The sequence below is a fragment of the Nocardioides sp. BGA-UO-ETr-FS32 genome (genome assembly GCF_059567905.1).
Genome location: NZ_JCAQOX010000016.1, coordinates 278,771 through 294,168, shown reverse-complemented (window position 1 = coordinate 294,168; position 15,398 = coordinate 278,771). Strand labels below are relative to the sequence as shown.

At 69.3% G+C, this 15,398-nt stretch carries 11 protein-coding genes and 1 tRNA gene; 3 read left to right on the top strand and 9 right to left on the bottom strand.

The features are described from left to right. The first annotated feature begins 2 nt into the window (after window positions 1–2). The gene (locus tag AC57BS_RS19040; RefSeq protein ID WP_496413018.1) at window positions 3–752 is read left to right on the top strand and encodes an amino acid ABC transporter ATP-binding protein; all 750 of its coding nucleotides are present in this window, start codon (window positions 3–5) and stop codon (window positions 750–752) included. 160 nt (window positions 753–912) lie between these two features. Here the strand turns inward: AC57BS_RS19040 and AC57BS_RS19035 are convergent, their stop codons facing one another. The 6 genes from AC57BS_RS19035 to AC57BS_RS19010 all read right to left on the bottom strand — a co-directional run bounded on the left by AC57BS_RS19035 (window position 913) and on the right by AC57BS_RS19010 (window position 6,655). Then, a complete protein-coding gene (locus AC57BS_RS19035) occupies window positions 913–1,632 on the bottom strand; it encodes an ABC transporter ATP-binding protein (RefSeq protein WP_496413017.1) in 720 nt (239 codons plus the stop codon). Then, on the bottom strand, window positions 1,622–2,404 hold the full coding sequence (locus tag AC57BS_RS19030; protein WP_496413016.1) for an ABC transporter ATP-binding protein: 783 nt from the start codon (window positions 2,402–2,404) through the stop codon (window positions 1,622–1,624). The genes AC57BS_RS19035 and AC57BS_RS19030 overlap by 11 nt, the downstream gene beginning before the upstream one ends. Next, entirely contained in the window at window positions 2,397–3,530 is a 1,134-nt protein-coding gene (locus tag AC57BS_RS19025; protein WP_496413015.1) for a branched-chain amino acid ABC transporter permease, read from the bottom strand. Before AC57BS_RS19025 ends, AC57BS_RS19030 begins: the two co-directional genes overlap by 8 nt. Next, window positions 3,527–4,516: a branched-chain amino acid ABC transporter permease gene (locus tag AC57BS_RS19020; RefSeq protein WP_496413014.1), complete on the bottom strand. Its 990-nt coding sequence runs from the start codon at window positions 4,514–4,516 to the stop codon at window positions 3,527–3,529. The genes AC57BS_RS19025 and AC57BS_RS19020 overlap by 4 nt, the downstream gene beginning before the upstream one ends. A gap of 110 nt (window positions 4,517–4,626) precedes the next feature. Further along, window positions 4,627–5,790: a branched-chain amino acid ABC transporter substrate-binding protein gene (locus AC57BS_RS19015; protein WP_496413013.1), complete on the bottom strand. Its 1,164-nt coding sequence runs from the start codon at window positions 5,788–5,790 to the stop codon at window positions 4,627–4,629. Between the two features lie 235 nt (window positions 5,791–6,025). After that, window positions 6,026–6,655, bottom strand: coding sequence for an ANTAR domain-containing response regulator (locus AC57BS_RS19010; protein ID WP_496413012.1), 630 nt, complete (start codon window positions 6,653–6,655; stop codon window positions 6,026–6,028). Window positions 6,656–6,692: 37 nt separating this feature from the next. Between AC57BS_RS19010 and AC57BS_RS19005 the strand changes: the two genes are divergently transcribed. Further along, window positions 6,693–6,775: transfer RNA gene (locus tag AC57BS_RS19005), tRNA-Leu, on the top strand. A 40-nt stretch (window positions 6,776–6,815) separates the two neighbouring features. Then, window positions 6,816–7,595: a transcriptional regulator gene (locus AC57BS_RS19000; RefSeq protein WP_496413011.1), complete on the top strand. Its 780-nt coding sequence runs from the start codon at window positions 6,816–6,818 to the stop codon at window positions 7,593–7,595. On the opposite strand, the gene pyk is transcribed toward AC57BS_RS19000, so the two are convergent. The 3 genes from pyk to gltB all read right to left on the bottom strand — a co-directional run bounded on the left by pyk (window position 7,596) and on the right by gltB (window position 15,281). Then, window positions 7,596–9,044 carry a pyruvate kinase gene (gene pyk, locus AC57BS_RS18995; protein WP_496413010.1) on the bottom strand — a complete coding sequence of 483 codons (1,449 nt, stop codon included), beginning with the start codon at window positions 9,042–9,044 and terminating at the stop codon, window positions 7,596–7,598. Between the two features lie 133 nt (window positions 9,045–9,177). Then, a complete protein-coding gene (locus AC57BS_RS18990; RefSeq protein ID WP_496413009.1) occupies window positions 9,178–10,647 on the bottom strand; it encodes a glutamate synthase subunit beta in 1,470 nt (489 codons plus the stop codon). Window positions 10,648–10,697: 50 nt separating this feature from the next. Beyond that, window positions 10,698–15,281, bottom strand: coding sequence for a glutamate synthase large subunit (gltB, locus tag AC57BS_RS18985; protein WP_496413008.1), 4,584 nt, complete (start codon window positions 15,279–15,281; stop codon window positions 10,698–10,700). Window positions 15,282–15,398 lie beyond the last annotated feature (117 nt).

Sequence of the window (15,398 nt, the reverse complement as noted above, 5' to 3'; positions counted from 1 at the left end):
CCATGACCACGAGCGTCCAGGCGGCTCCCGCCATCCAGATCCGTGACCTGCACAAGTCCTTCGGGTCCAACAAGGTCCTCGAGGGCATCGACTTCCACGTCGACAACGGCGAGGTCGTCTGCGTGATCGGCCCGTCGGGCTCGGGCAAGTCGACGCTGCTGCGCTGCGTGAACCGCCTCGAGGAGCCCGACAGCGGGCAGATCCTGGTCGAGGGGGTCGACATCATCGACCCCGAGACCGACCTCGACGCCATCCGCTCGCGCATCGGCATGGTCTTCCAGCAGTTCAACCTCTTCCCCCACATGAACGTGCTGCGCAACCTCACGGTGGCGCAGCAGAAGGTGAAGGGGCGGTCCAAGAAGGAGGCCATCGAGGTCGCCCGGGCCAACCTCGAGAAGGTCGGGCTGAGCGGTCGCGAGAACGTCTACCCCGCTCACCTGTCGGGCGGCCAGCAGCAGCGCGTGGCGATCGCGCGTGCCCTGTCGATGGACCCCGACATGATGCTCTTCGACGAGCCGACGTCGGCGCTCGACCCCGAGCTGGTCGGCGACGTGCTCGAGGTGATGAAGACCCTCGCCGGCGAGGGCATGACCATGATGGTCGTGACCCACGAGATGGGCTTCGCCCGCGAGGTGGGCGACAAGCTCGTCTTCATGGACGGCGGCGTCATCGTCGAGGAGGGCGACCCGCGCGAGGTGCTGGCCAACCCGCAGCACGAGCGGACCCAGGCGTTCCTCTCCAAGGTCCTGTGACCGGGACGCGCCAGCGGACCGAGATCACAGGAGGTCGAGCAAGCGGCACGGCTGAGCCTGCGAAGCCGTGACCCGCGTGTCGAGACCCTGACCGATCGATGCATGGACAGGGCCCAGCCGGATCGGCTGGGCCCTGTTGCGTGAACGGGTCGGCGTCGACTCAGATGTCCCCGCCGAGGTAGGCGGCCTTCACCGAGTCGTCACCGGCGAGCTCGCTGCCCTTGCCCGAGCGGACGATCTCGCCCGTCTCGAGGATGTGGGCGTCGTCCGCGGCCTTGAGCGCCTGCGCGGCGTTCTGCTCGACCAGCAGCACCGTGGTGCCCTGCGCGTTGATCTCCTTGATGATCGAGAAGATCTGCGCGATCAGCTTGGGCGCCAGACCCATCGACGGCTCGTCGAGCAGCAGCAGCCGCGGACGCGCCATCAGCGCGCGACCGATCGCCAGCATCTGCTGCTCGCCACCCGACATGGTGCCGGCGGACTGGTTGATCCGCTCGGACAGACGCGGGAAGAGCGTCAGCACCCGGTCCATGTCCTCCTGGTAGGCCTTGCTCTTGCGGTCGCTGCGCACGAAGGCGCCCATGTCGAGGTTCTCGCGCACGGTCATGCCGACGAAGCAGCGGCGTCCCTCGGGCGACTGGCTGATGCCCAGCTTCACCCGGTCGTACGGCTGCGAGTGGGTGATGTCCTTGCCGTCGAACTTCACCGAGCCGGCCCGCACCTTGCGGATGCCCGAGAGCGTCTTCAGGGTCGTCGTCTTGCCGGCGCCGTTGGCGCCGATCAGGGTCGTGACGCTGCCCTCCGGCACGTTGAAGCTGATGTCACGGATGGCTTCGATGTGCCCGTAGTTGACACACAGCCCCTCCACCTCAAGAAGCATCTTCTTCCTCCACTCCGAGGTAGGCGGCGATCACCGCAGGGTTGTCGCGGATCTCCGCCGGGGCGCCCTCGGCGATCTTCTTGCCGAACTCGAGCACCACGATCCGGTCGGTCACGCCCATCACCAGGCGCATGTCGTGCTCGATGAGCAGCACGGTGAACCCCCGGTCGCGGACCTTGCGGATCAGGTCCATCAGGATCCGCTTCTCCTGGGGGTTGAAGCCGGCCGCCGGCTCGTCGAGACAGATCAGCTTGGGCTGCGTCGCCATGGCGCGCGCGATCTCGAGCCGGCGCTGGTCACCGTAGGACAGGTTGGCCGCCAGCTCGTCGGCCTGCTTGGCCAGGCCCATGAAGCGCAGCAGCTCCATCGCCATGTCGTGGCCGGCAGCCTCCTCGCGGCGGTGCTTCGGCAGCCGGAAGAGGGCGCTGAACATGCCGGTGGAGTGCTGCGCGTCCGCGCCCACCAGGACGTTCTCGAGCGCGGTCATCGTCGGGAACAGGCGGATGTTCTGGAACGTCCGGGCGATCCCGGCCTGGGTGATCTCGAACCTCTTCTTGCCGGCCAGGGACTCACCGTTGAACCGGATGGTCCCGGAGGTCGGCTTGTAGACGCCGGTGATGGCGTTGAAGCAGGTCGTCTTGCCGGCCCCGTTGGGGCCGATGAGGCCGAGGATCTCGCCCTCCTTGATGTCGAAGCTGACGTTGTCGAGCGCCGTCAGACCGCCGAACTTCAGGGTGAGCTGGTCCACCTCGAGGATGCGTGAGTCAGGCACGTGCCTTCTCCTCTCCATCGGTTCCCACTTCCAGTTCCTCGAGCTCGTGCTCCAGCTGCTTGGCCCTGACGGTCCGCTTCGGCGGGAACAGTCCCTCCGGTCGCAGGATCGCGAGCGCCACGAGGGCGAGCCCGAACACCAGCACGCGGAAGTCGTCGAACTCGCGGAAGCGCTGCGGCAGGTACGCCACCAGGGTCGCGCCCACCAGGACGCCCCAGCGGTTGCCCTGTCCACCCACCACGACGGCGGCCAGGAACAGGATCGAGAAGAGCAGGAGGAACGAGTCGGGATTGATGAAGTTCTGGCGGCTGGCGTAGAGCGCACCCGCGAGACCGCCGATGAAGGCGCCGGTCGCGAAGGCGAGGAGCTTGAACCGGAAGGTGGGCACGCCCATCAGCTCGGCGGCGTCCTCGTCCTCCCGCGTCGCCTCCCAGGCCCGGCCGACCCGGCTGTTCTTGATGAGGTAGTCGGCGAACAGCATGATGATGACGACGGTGAGGCCCAACCAGTAGTACGGGATCTGGTCCAGCACGCCGAACACGAGGAACTTCGTGCTGTCGTTGAAGTCGAGGAGGGGCACGCCGGAGTCCCAGTTGAGGTGCGGGATCTCGAAGAGCCCTTCGGTCCCCCCGACGCTCGGCGGGCGGGCGATGTTGCTGATGCCCTTCCGCTCGCCCAGCCACTCGGTGTTGACCGCGACCAGGCGGATGATCTCGCCGAAGCCCAGCGTGACGATCGCGAGGTAGTCGCCGCGTACGCGCAGCGTCGGCGCACCGAGCAGGACCCCCGAGATGGTGCTGGCGAGCACCGCGATCGGGAGCGCGAAGAGCAGCGGCCAGTTGGCGTGGAACGACGTGAGGATGGCGGCGGTGTACGCGCCGACGGCGTAGAAGCCGACGTAACCGAGGTCGAGCAGTCCGGCGTACCCGACCACGATGTTGAGGCCGAGTGCGACCAGGCAGTACATCGTCACCACGAAGAGGACGCCACCGAAGTCGACTCCGGGGGTGGTGATGAAGGGCGGCTCCAGCAGCGGCAGGGCGTAGGCGAGGAGCGCGAGGAGCACCCACACCGTGATCTTGACCGGCTTGGGGAGCTTCGACAGTGACAGCTTGAGCTTGCTCATGCGCGGGCCTTTCCGAGCGACTCACCCAACAGGCCCGTGGGCCGGAAGAGCAGGATGACCACCAGCAGGACGAAGGCGACCACGTGGCGCCACTCCGTGCCGAGCAGCGCCGATCCCCAGATCTCGGCCACCCCGAGGACCAGGCCGCCGAGGAGGGCGCCACGCAGGTTGCCGATGCCACCGAGGACGGCGGCGGTGAACGCCTTGACGCCGAGCAGGAAGCCGACGTCGAACTTCGTCGTCTCGATCTTGAGCATGTAGAGGAACGCCGCGACACCGGCCATCAGGCCGCCGATGAGGAAGGTCATCTGGATGGTGCGCGTGGGGTTCACACCCATCATGGAGGCGGTCTCGGGGTCCTGGGCCGTCGCGCGGATGCCCTTGCCCAGCTTGGACCGACGGACGAACTGGTCGACGACGACCATCATCGCGACGGCGGAGAAGATGACCAGCAGGTCGATGCTCGACACGTTGATCCCCGCGATGTCCCAGCGCGGTGCGTCGACGACGCCGGCGATGCTGTTGTTGATGCGGGCCTTGCCGACGTAGTCCGAGAGGTCGTCGTCGAGGCCGACCCACCCCGCGACCCTGTCACGCAGGCCCATCAGCTCGGCGAGAACGAAGCTCGCGCCGATGGCCGAGATGAGCGCGATGAGCCGTGGCGCGTTGCGGTTGATCAGTGGTCGGTAGGCGACCCGTTCGAGGATCAGGGCGACGACGGCCGACATCGCCATCGCCGCCACCAGGGAGGCGAGGAGGATGGCGATGAGCTTCGCACCGTTGGCATCAGCCCCGCCGAGCGCCATCACCGTCCACAACATGGCGAAGGTGCCGTACATGAAGACTTCGGAGTGGGCGAAGTTGATCAGCTGCAGGACGCCGTAGACCATCGTGTAGCCGAGCGCGATCAGCGCGTAGATCGCGCCGAACGCCAGCCCGGAGAGTGTCAGTCCGGGCAAGTTGTTGAAGAAGAACTCGAAGTTCACGCAAGGCCTCCTGGCCGGGGGTCAGCCATCGGATCGTGGACAGTGGCGCGGCCGGGGAGGAAGTCCCCGGCCGCGCCTGTTGCCATGCTGTGACGACTCAGTCGTCTATGTCAGCCGATCTCGCCGTCGGGGACGATCTCGCCGCCCTCGACCTTGTAGGCGTAGACCTTGACGTCGGCCGGCTCGCCCGTCTCGTCGAACGACAGCTGCTTGGTGATGCCGGCCTCGTCGTACCCGTTGACGAACTCCAGCATCGCCTCGCGGTCGCTGATGCCCTCGCCGATGCCGTCGAGGAAGATCGTCGCGGCGTCGTACGCCTCGGCCGCGTAGGTGCCGGCGGCCTCGCCGAACTCCTCCTCGTAGGCGCTGGCGAAGTCGGCCACGGCCGGGTCGGTGTCGGGGATGCACGGGCAGGTGATGATGCTGCCCTCGGCTGCGTCACCGGCGTCGAGGAAAGCCGGGTCCTTCACGCCGTCGGCCACGACGAACGTGCCCTCGAAGCCACCCTGGCGGAGCTGGCCGATGAGGATCGTCGCCTCGGCGTAGTAGCCACCGAAGAAGACCGCGTCGGCCTCCGAGTCGACGACCTTGGAGACGGTCGCAGCGAAGTCGGTGTCACCGACCTGGATGGTGTCCGTGCCGGCGACGGCGTCGGCGCCGAGGTCCTCCTCGACGATGCCGGCCAGGCCGGCGCCGTACTCGGAGGCGTCATCGATGACGAAGGTGCTCTCGGCCTGCAGCGTGTCCTTGATGTAGGCGGCAGCAGCCGGGCCCTGGGTCGCGTCGTTGCCGAGCGCGCGGTGGAAGGTGTCCCAGCCGTTCTCGGACAGCGCGGGGTTGGTGGCCGACGGGCTCACCGTCGGGACACCGGCCTCGGCGAAGATCGGGCCGGCGGCCGCGGACTCACCGGAGAACGCGGGACCGACGACGCCGATGATCGACTCGTCGCCGGCGATCTCGGTCGCCAGTGCGGGGGCCTCGTCGGGCGAGCCCTGCGAGTCGTAGTTGACCAGCTCGACCTCGCAGTCGGCGTCCTCGTTGTACTGCGAGACGGCCAGCTCGGCACCCTGGATGATCGGCTTGCCGAGACCGGCTGCGGGGCCGGTCTCCGGGCCGAAGAAGGCCAGCTTCAGGTCGCAGGCAGCCTCGCCGCCGCCACCGCCGCTGCTGCCCCCGTCGTCGCCGCTGTCCTCGGTCGTGCCACAGGCGGTCAGCACCAAACCGGCCACCGCCGCGACCGCGACGGCCTGCCAGGACTTGGATGAGCGGATCATGGATCCCTCCGTAGTTCTAAGTGGGCTGTCCACCTCGGCAGCCTCGTGCCGGGAACCTAACACTCGGAATGTGGCACGGGACACGGTTGAGCGCCCGCAGGTTCGTGCCGTTGCCGTTTCGTGACCAAGTGGTCTGCACCGGAAACGCGGGCGTTGCTCGGCATGCCATCCACGCTTCCGTCCGGCCTGTGCCCCGATGTGCCGTCGGATCTGCGGCGACGGGTGCCGGACGCCGTCAGGAAGGCCCGTCTGCGCCCAGCCCGGCGACGCCGTGCTCCACGACCCCGTCGGCCACCTGCTTCATCGACAGGCGCAGGTCCATCGCGGTCTTCTGGATCCAGCGGAACGCATCGGGCTCGCTCAGTCCGAGCTTCTCCTGGAGCACGCTCTTGGCGCGGTCGACCGACTTGCGGGTGGCGAGCGACTCCTGGAGGTCGGAGACCTCGCGCTCCAGCACCGCGATCTCGGCGTACCGGCTCACGGCCATCTCGATCGCGGGCACCAGGTCGCCGCGCTGGAACGGCTTCACGAGGTAGGCCATCGCGCCGGCGTCGCGAGCCCGCGCGACGAGGTCGCGCTGCGAGAACGCCGTCAGGATCACGACCGGCGCGATCCGCTCGCCCGCGATCGCCTCCGCGGCCGCGATGCCGTCGAGCACGGGCATCTTGACGTCGAGGATCACCAGGTCGGGCCGCAGCTCGCGGGCCAGCTCGACGGCCTTCTGGCCGTCCCCGGCCTGCCCGACGACCTCGTAGCCCTCCTCGCCGAGCATCTCGGCGAGGTCCATGCGGATGAGGGCCTCGTCCTCGGCGATCACGACACGGCGTACGTCGTGGGCGGGAGTGGCGTCAGCAGGCTGGGTCACGACGGCAAGGCTAGTTCCGCTACCGTTTGCCCACCTAGCCGGGTTGGCGGAATGGCAGACGCGGTGGTCTCAAACACCACTGCCCGCAAGGGCGTGTGGGTTCGACTCCCACACCCGGCACCGAGACGCCCTTGTCGGTGCATCCAGGCATCCTCACGACATGCCGCACGTACGTCCGCAGTCCGTGGTGGACTCCGCACTCCGGTGCTCCGACGACGGCATGCGGGACGCCGACAACGCAGCGCTGCACGGCGTCGTGACCAAGACGATCCGTCGCTGGCGCCGCCTCTACCAGCGCCGCGGCGAACCGCGCGGGCAGGGCCACCTCGCACCACCTTGCCCGCGCTGCGACGGCGCGCCGCTCGCAGACCAGGCGTACGCCGAACTGCTCGGCTGGTACCTCGGCGACGGTCACATCACCCTGGGGCGGCGAGGTGTCTACAACCTGCACGTGATCAACGACCGGACCTACCCGGTGGCCAACGCCCGACTGATCGACCTGATGTCGCAGGTGAAGCCCGGCGGGAAGCCACACACCCGACTGGCCCCAGGAGCCGTCATCACCACGGTCTCCTGGAAGCACTGGCTCTGCCTGTTCCCCCAGCACGGACCGGGGCGCAAGCACGAGCGAGCGATCGTCCTCGAGGAGTGGCAGGCCGAGGCCGTGCGGGCCTTCCCCGCGGACTTCCTCCGCGGCCTGTTCCATTCGGACGGGTGCCGGGTCAACAACTGGGCGACACGCGTGGTGAGAGGCGAGAAGAAGCGCTACGACTACCCGAGGTGGCAGTTCGTCAACGCGTCCGAGGACATCCTCGGCCTGTGCACCTGGGCGCTGGACCTCGTGGAGGTTCCATGGCGCCGCTCACGAGCACGGGTCGTGTCAGTGTCGCGGAGGGACGCCGTCGCGCGCCTCGACGAGCTCATCAGCCCGAAGGCGTGATCAGCGCGGGCGTCGGTACGCCGGCGCAGCGCCGTCGATCGCGTCACCCATGCGGTGGATGCGGAGCGCGTTGGTCGAGCCGGGGATGCCGGGCGGGCTGCCGGCGATGAGCACGACCAGGTCGCCCTTCTTGACGCGACCGATGTCGAGCAGCGCCTCGTCGACCTGGCGGACCATCTCGTCGGTGTGCTCGACGTCGGCGCCGAGGAAGGTCTCGATGCCCCAGGTCAGGGCGAGCTGGGAGCGGGTCCGGGGTCGGGGCGTGAAGGCGAGGATCGGGATCGGGCCGCGGTAGCGCGAGAGGCGCTTGGCCGAGTCACCGCTGACCGTGAACGCGACGACGTACTTCGCACCCACGCGCTCGGCCACCTCGGCCGCAGCCTTGGCGATGATGCCGCCGCGGGTCTGCGGGTTCCACGCCACGGCTGCCATGTGGCTGAGGCCGTGGTCCTCGGTGGACTCCACGATGCGGGCCATGGTCTGCACGGCCACGATGGGGTACTCCCCCACGCTCGTCTCGCCCGACAGCATCACGGCGTCGGCCCCGTCGAGCACCGCGTTGGCGACGTCGCTCGCCTCGGCGCGCGTGGGCGCGGGCGCGCTGATCATCGACTCGAGCATCTGGGTGGCGACGATGACGGGCTTGGCGTAGCGACGGGCCTTGTCGATGATGAGCTTCTGGTGGATCGGCACGTCCTCGAGCGGGCACTCCACGCCGAGGTCGCCGCGCGCCACCATGATCCCGTCGAAGGCGTCGACGATCTCGTCGATGTTCTCGATGGCCTGCGGCTTCTCGATCTTGGCGATGATCGGGACGAAGATGCCCTCCTCGCGCATCACGGCGCGCACGTCCTCTGCGTCGCCGGCGTGTCGCACGAAGCTCAGCGCGATGAAGTCGACCCCGAGCTTGAGCGCCCACCGCAGGTCCTCGGTGTCCTTGTCGGACAGCGCCGGCACCGACACGGCGACGCCGGGCAGGTTGATGCCCTTGTTGTTGGACACCTTGCCGGGCACGACGACCTCGGTGACCACGTCGGTGTCGTCGACGGAGACCACCTTGAGGCGCACCTTGCCGTCGTCGATGAGGAGCGGGTCACCGGGCTTCACGTCACCGGGCAGGCCCTTGTAGGTCGTTCCGCAGACCTCGGCGGTGCCCTCGACGTCGCGCGTGGTGATGGTGAACGTCGCGCCGCGCTTGAGCTTCACCGGTCCGTCGGCGAAGGTCTCCAGCCGGATCTTGGGACCCTGCAGGTCGGCGAAGATGCCGATCGCGTGGCCGGTGTCGTCGGACGCCTGGCGGACCAGCCGGTAGACGGCCTCGTGGTCGGCGTACGCGCCGTGGCTCATGTTGAGCCGGGCGACGTCCATTCCTGCATCGACGAGTGCCCGGATCCCCTCCGGGGTGTTCACCGCGGGGCCGAGGGTGCAGACGATCTTTGCTCTACGCACGGGCCCAACCCTAGCGGATATTGGAACGATCCAAGCAACCGTCCGCCAGCTGTGACGCCGGGTTGGTACCTGTAGCCACCCCCGTAGAGCATGGGTGGAACACGCACCAACCCGGCGTGACAGCGCGAGCGGGTCAGACGACCAGCGGGCGCTCGTGCGGCTTGATCGGCGCGGGCAGCGTGGTCGAGCCGGTGAGGTAGGCGTCGACCGACGCGGCCGCGCTGCGCCCCTCGGCGATCGCCCAGACGATCAGCGACTGTCCGCGGCCCACGTCGCCGGCGACGTAGACGCCCGGCACCGACGCGGCGTACGACTCGTCGCGGCTGACGTTGCCGCGGCCGTCGAGCTCCACCCCGAGCTGCTCGACGAGGCCCGGCTTCTCGGGCCCGACGAAGCCCATCGCGAGCAGCACCAGCTGGGCCGGGATCTCCCGCTCGGTGCCCTCGACGGGCTGGAACTTCGCGTCGACCTCGACGAGCCGCAGCGCGGAGACGTTGCCGTCGTCGTCACCGAGGAACTCCTGCGTCGACACGGCGTAGACGCGGTCGCCGCCCTCCTCGTGGGCCGAGGAGACCCTGAAGGTCATGGGGTACGTCGGCCACGGCTGCCCTTCCGGACGGTCGGCGCCGGGCTGCGGCATGATCTCGAGCTGCGTGATGGACTTCGCGCCCTGGCGGATCGAGGTGCCGAGGCAGTCGGCGCCGGTGTCACCGCCGCCGATGATGACGACGTCCTTGCCGGTGGCCACGATCTGCTCCGAGCCGTCCGTCGTCGGGGCCTCGCCGACCGACGCGCGGTTGGCCTGCGGCAGGAACTCCATGGCCTGGTGGATCCCACCCAGCTCGCGGCCCGGGACAGGCAGGTCACGCGCAGCGGTCGCCCCCATCGCCAGCACCACCGCGTCGTAGCGGTCGAGCAGCTTCTCGCCGGTCAGGTCTCCACCGACGTCCACGCCGGCCCGGAAGACGGTGCCCTCACGGCGCATCTGGTCCAGGCGCCGGTCGAGGTGCTTCTTCTCCATCTTGAACTCGGGGATGCCGTAGCGCAGCAGCCCGCCGATCTTGTCGGCGCGCTCGTAGACCGCGACGGTGTGCCCTGCCCGGGTGAGCTGCTGGGCGGCCGCGAGCCCGGCGGGGCCGGACCCGATGACCGCCACGGTCTTGCCCGAGAGCCACTCCGGCGGCTCAGGGCGGACGTAGCCCGAGCCCCACGCGCGATCGATGATCGAGACCTCGACGTTCTTGATGGTCACCGGGTCCTGGTTGATCCCCAGGACGCACGCGGTCTCGCACGGCGCCGGGCAGAGGCGACCGGTGAACTCCGGGAAGTTGTTGGTCGCGTGGAGCCGGTCCATCGCGCCGTCCCAGTCGTCGCGCCAGACGAGGTCGTTCCACTCCGGGATGATGTTGCCCAGCGGGCAGCCCTGGTGGCAGAACGGGATGCCGCAGTCCATGCAGCGTCCGGCCTGGGTGTTGATGATCGGGAGCAGCGCGCGCCCGATGCCGTCGGGGTAGACCTCGTCCCAGTCCTGGACCCGCTCGGCGACGTCACGGCGCGAGGCGACCTCGCGGCCGTGCTTCAGGAATCCCTTGGGGTCAGCCATGCTGGTTCACCTTCTTCGCCAGTGCGTGGTCGATGGTCTGTGCGCTGTGCTCACCCATGGAGGACCTCCATGATCCGCGCGGCGGCCTCTTCCTCGTCGAGGCCGTCCTCGAGGGCCTCCTCGCGGGCCTCGAGCACGCGCTTGAAGTCGCTGGGCATCACCTCGGTGAAGCGCGCCAGCGAGCTGTCCCAGTCGGCGAGGAGCGCGGCGGCGACGGCGGAGCCGGTCTCCTCCGCGTGCTGCTCGACGAGCGCCTTGAGCTCGTCGGCGGCCTTGCCGGTGACCGGGGAGAGCTCGACCAGCTCGGGGTTGACCCGCTGCTCGTCGAGGTCGAGCACGAACGCGTAGCCGCCGGACATGCCGGCCGCGAAGTTGCGCCCGGTCGGGCCGAGCACGACCACCACTCCCCCGGTCATGTACTCGCAGCCGTGGTCGCCCACGCCCTCGACGACGGCCCGCGCACCCGAGTTGCGTACGCAGAACCGCTCGCCGACGCGGCCGCTGAGGAAGATCTGGCCGGACGTGGCGCCGTAGCCGATGGTGTTGCCACCGATGATCTGCTCCGAGGCCTCGAACGTGGCGGCCCGGTCGGGCCGGACCACGATCCGGCCGCCGGAGAGGCCCTTGCCGATGTAGTCGTTGGCGTCGCCCTCCAAGCGCAGGGTCACCCCGCGCGGCACGAACGCGCCGAACGACTGGCCGGCCGAGCCGGTCAGGGTGATGTCGATCGTGCCGTCGGGCAGACCCTCGCCGCGGTAGCGCTTGGTGACCTCGTGGCCGAGCATCGTGCCGACCGTGCGGTTCACGTTGCGGACCGCGACCTGCGCGCGTACGGGCTCCCCGGACTCCAGCGCCGGTGCGGCGATGGCGATGAGCTCGTTGTCGAGCGCCTTGTCGAGGCCGTGGTCCTGGGTCTTGGTGTTGCGCAGGTCCTGGTCCTCGAACTGGCCGAACTCCCCGTGGGCCGAGGCCTGGTGCAGGATCGGCCTGAGGTCGAGGCCCGCGGCCTTCCAGTGGTCGACCGCGCTGGCGACGTCGAGCGTGCCGACCTGGCCGATCGCCTCGTCGAGTGTGCGGAAGCCGAGCTCGGCCAGCAGCTCGCGGACCTCCTGGGCGATGAACTCGAAGAAGTTCACGACGTACTCGGCCTGGCCGCTGTAGCGCTCGCGGAGCACCGGGTTCTGCGTGGCCACGCCCACCGGACACGTGTCGAGGTGGCAGACCCGCATCATGATGCAGCCGCTCACGACCAGCGGAGCGGTGGCGAAGCCGTACTCCTCGGCGCCGAGCAGCGCGGCGATCACCACGTCGCGTCCGGTCTTGAGCTGGCCGTCGGCCTGCACGACGATCCGGTCGCGCAGCCCGTTGAGCAGCAGCGTCTGCTGGGTCTCGGCGAGGCCGAGCTCCCAGGGACCGCCCGCGTGCTTGAGCGAGGTGAGCGGCGAGGCACCGGTGCCGCCGTCGTGCCCCGAGACCAGCACCACGTCGGCGTGGGCCTTGGAGACGCCGGCCGCGACCGTGCCGATGCCGACCTCGGACACGAGCTTCACGTGGATGCGCGCGGCCGGGTTGGCGTTCTTGAGGTCGTGGATCAGCTGCGCCAGGTCCTCGATGGAGTAGATGTCGTGGTGCGGCGGCGGGCTGATCAGGCCGACGCCCGGGGTCGAGTGCCGGGTCTTGGCCACCCACGGGTAGACCTTGTGACCGGGCAGCTGACCGCCCTCACCGGGCTTCGCGCCCTGCGCCATCTTGATCTGGATGTCGTCGGCGTTGGTGAGGTACTCCGACGTCACGCCGAAGCGGCCCGACGCGACCTGCTTGATCGACGAGCGCCGCTCGGGGTCGTAGAGGCGGTCCGGGTCCTCGCCGCCCTCACCGGTGTTGGACTTGCCGCCCAGCCGGTTCATCGCGATCGCGAGGGTCTCGTGCGCCTCCTGGCTGATCGAGCCGTAGGACATCGCGCCGGTGGAGAAGCGCTTGACGATCTCCGAGACCGGCTCGACCTCGTCGATGTCGATGGGCTCGCGGACGCCGTTCTTGAAGGTGAAGAGCCCACGCAGGGTCATCAGCCGCTCGGACTGCTGGTTCACCCGGTCGGTGTACTGCTTGAAGATGTCGTAGCTGCCGGTGCGGGTGGAGTGCTGGAGCCGGAAGACCGTCTCGGGGTCGAACAGGTGGGGCTCGGCGTCCCCCTTCACGCTGCGGCGCCACTGGTACTCGCCGCCGATCGCCAGCTCGCGGTGCGCAGGAGCGATGCCCTTGCGCGGGTACGCCGTGGCGTGCCGGCGCGCCACCTCCTCGGCGATCGTGTCGAGCTCGATGCCGCCCAGCTTGGAGGTGGTGCCGCTGAAGTAGCGGTCGATGACCGCCTGGGACAGGCCCACGGACTCGAAGATCTTCGCGCCCGTGTAGGAGGCGACGGTGGAGACGCCCATCTTGGACATCACCTTGAGCACGCCCTTGCCGAGCGCCTTGATCAGGTTGGCGACGGCCTGCTCGGGGTCCACCTTGACGTAGTAGGCCTCGCGGGCGAGGTCCTCCACCGACTCCATGGCGAGGTAGGGGTTGACCGCGGCGGCGCCGTAGCCGACCAGCAGCGCCACGTGGTGCACCTCGCGGACGTCACCGGCCTCGACGAGGAGACCGACCTGCGTACGGGTCTTCTCGCGCACGAGGTGGTGGTGGATCGCGCCGGTGAGCAGCAGCGACGGGATCGGCGCGAGCTCGGCGGTCGAGTGCCGGTCGGAGAGCACGATGATCCGGGCGCCGTCGGCGATCGCCGCGGAGACCTCGGCACAGAGCTCGTCGATGCGCGCCTCCAGCGCCGCTCCCCCGCCCTCGACGTCGTAGAGGCCGCGGACGATGTGCACCTGGAAGCCGGGCATGTCGCCGTTGCGGTTGATGTGGCGGATCTTGGCCAGGTCGTCGTTGGAGAACACCGGGAACGGCAGCACGATCTGGCGGCACGACGCCGGGGTCGGCTCGAGCAGGTTGGCCTCGGGGCCGATGGAACCGCTCAGCGACGTCACGAGCTCCTCGCGGATCGCGTCGAGCGGCGGGTTGGTCACCTGCGCGAACAGCTGGGAGAAGTAGTCGAACAGCAGGCGCGGCTTCTCGCTGAGGGCCGCGATCGGGGTGTCGGTGCCCATCGACCCGAGCGCCTCGCCGCCGGTGTTGGCCATCGGGCTGAGCAGGACGCGCAGCTCCTCCTCGGTGTAGCCGAAGATCTGCTGGCGGCGCGTCACCGAGGCGTGCGTGTGGACGATGTGCTCGAGGTCGTCGATGTCGTCGAGGTGCACCAGGCCGGCGTGCAGCCACTCGTCGTAGGGGTGCTCGGCGGCGAGCTGTCCCTTGATCTCCTCGTCCTCGATGATGCGGTGCTCGACGGTGTCGACGAGGAACATCTTGCCGGGCTGGAGCCGGCCCTTGCGGACGACCGTGGCGGGGTCGAGGTCGAGCACGCCGACCTCGGAGGCCAGCACGACGAGGCCGTCGTCGGTGACCCAGTAGCGCGAGGGCCGCAGGCCGTTGCGGTCGAGGACCGCGCCGATCTGGGTGCCGTCGGTGAACACCACGCAGGCGGGGCCGTCCCACGGCTCCATGAGCATGGAGTGGAACTCGTAGAACGCCCGACGCTGGGCGTCCATCTCGCGGTGGTTCTCCCACGCCTCGGGGATCATCATCAGCACGGCGTGCGGCAGCGAGCGGCCGCCGAGGTGCAGCAGCTCGAGCACCTCGTCGAAGGACGCCGAGTCGGACGCGCCGGGCGTGCAGATCGGGAAGAGCCGGTCGAGGTCGCCCGGGATCAGGTCGCTCTGCAGCAGCGCCTCGCGGGCGCGCATCCAGTTGCGGTTGCCCATCACGGTGTTGATCTCGCCGTTGTGGGCGATGTACCGGAACGGGTGGGCCAGCGGCCAGCTGGGGAACGTGTTGGTGGAGAAGCGCGAGTGCACGACCGCCATCGCCGACGCGACCCGCTCGTCGGTCAGGTCGGGGAACACCCGGTCGAGCTGGTCGGTGGTGAGCATGCCCTTGTAGGCCAGGGTCCGCGAGGACAGCGACGGGAAGTAGACGTCGGTCTCGGACTCGGCGCGCTTGCGCAGGCAGAAAGCCAGGCGCTCCAGCGCCATGCCGGTGACCCGCGAGCCCTTGCCGGCCACGAAGACCTGGGCGAAGGCGGGCATCACGCTGCGGGCGGTGGCGCCGAGCGTGGAGTCGTCGACCGGGACCTCGCGCCAGCCGAGGACCGTGAGGCCCTCCTCGTCGGCGATCTCCTCGATGCGCCGGCGGGTGCCCGCCACCGCGTCGGCGTCGCCGGGCAGGAAGGCGGTGCCCACGGCGTACGCACGTGCGGGGGGCAGCTCGAAGCCGAGCTCGGCGGTGACCTCGCGCAGGAACGCGTCGGGCACCTGGAGCAGGATCCCGGCGCCGTCACCGGAGTTGACCTCGGCGCCGGCAGCGCCGCGGTGGTCGAGGTTGCGGAGCGCGGTGAGTGCCTTGGCCACGATGTCGTGGCTGGCCTCACCGGTCAGGGTCGCCACCATGGCGACACCGCAGGCGTCCTTCTCGTGGCGAGGGTCGTAGAGACCCTGCGCAGGAGGGAAGTTCGGCGGGAACGCGTGCGTCGAGGACACTGGTTCTCCCGTCGTCGTCCCGGCCGCCAGCACACGGGCCTGGCAGGTCACGGGGGGTGGGCGTTTCCGCTGGGGACGACGTTGGCCCGAGCACAACGGAACCTATCACCGGCTCCC

Coding starts and splice junctions, on each gene's coding strand:
- AC57BS_RS19000 (WP_496413011.1), top strand. CDS start 6,816: ATGCCGCACGTACGTCCGCAGTCCGTGGTGGACTCCGCACTCCGGTGC.
- AC57BS_RS19015 (WP_496413013.1), bottom strand. CDS start 5,790: ATGATCCGCTCATCCAAGTCCTGGCAGGCCGTCGCGGTCGCGGCGGTG.
- AC57BS_RS19025 (WP_496413015.1), bottom strand. CDS start 3,530: ATGAGCAAGCTCAAGCTGTCACTGTCGAAGCTCCCCAAGCCGGTCAAG.
- AC57BS_RS18990 (WP_496413009.1), bottom strand. CDS start 10,647: ATGGCTGACCCCAAGGGATTCCTGAAGCACGGCCGCGAGGTCGCCTCG.
- AC57BS_RS19040 (WP_496413018.1), top strand. CDS start 3: ATGACCACGAGCGTCCAGGCGGCTCCCGCCATCCAGATCCGTGACCTG.
- AC57BS_RS19035 (WP_496413017.1), bottom strand. CDS start 1,632: ATGCTTCTTGAGGTGGAGGGGCTGTGTGTCAACTACGGGCACATCGAA.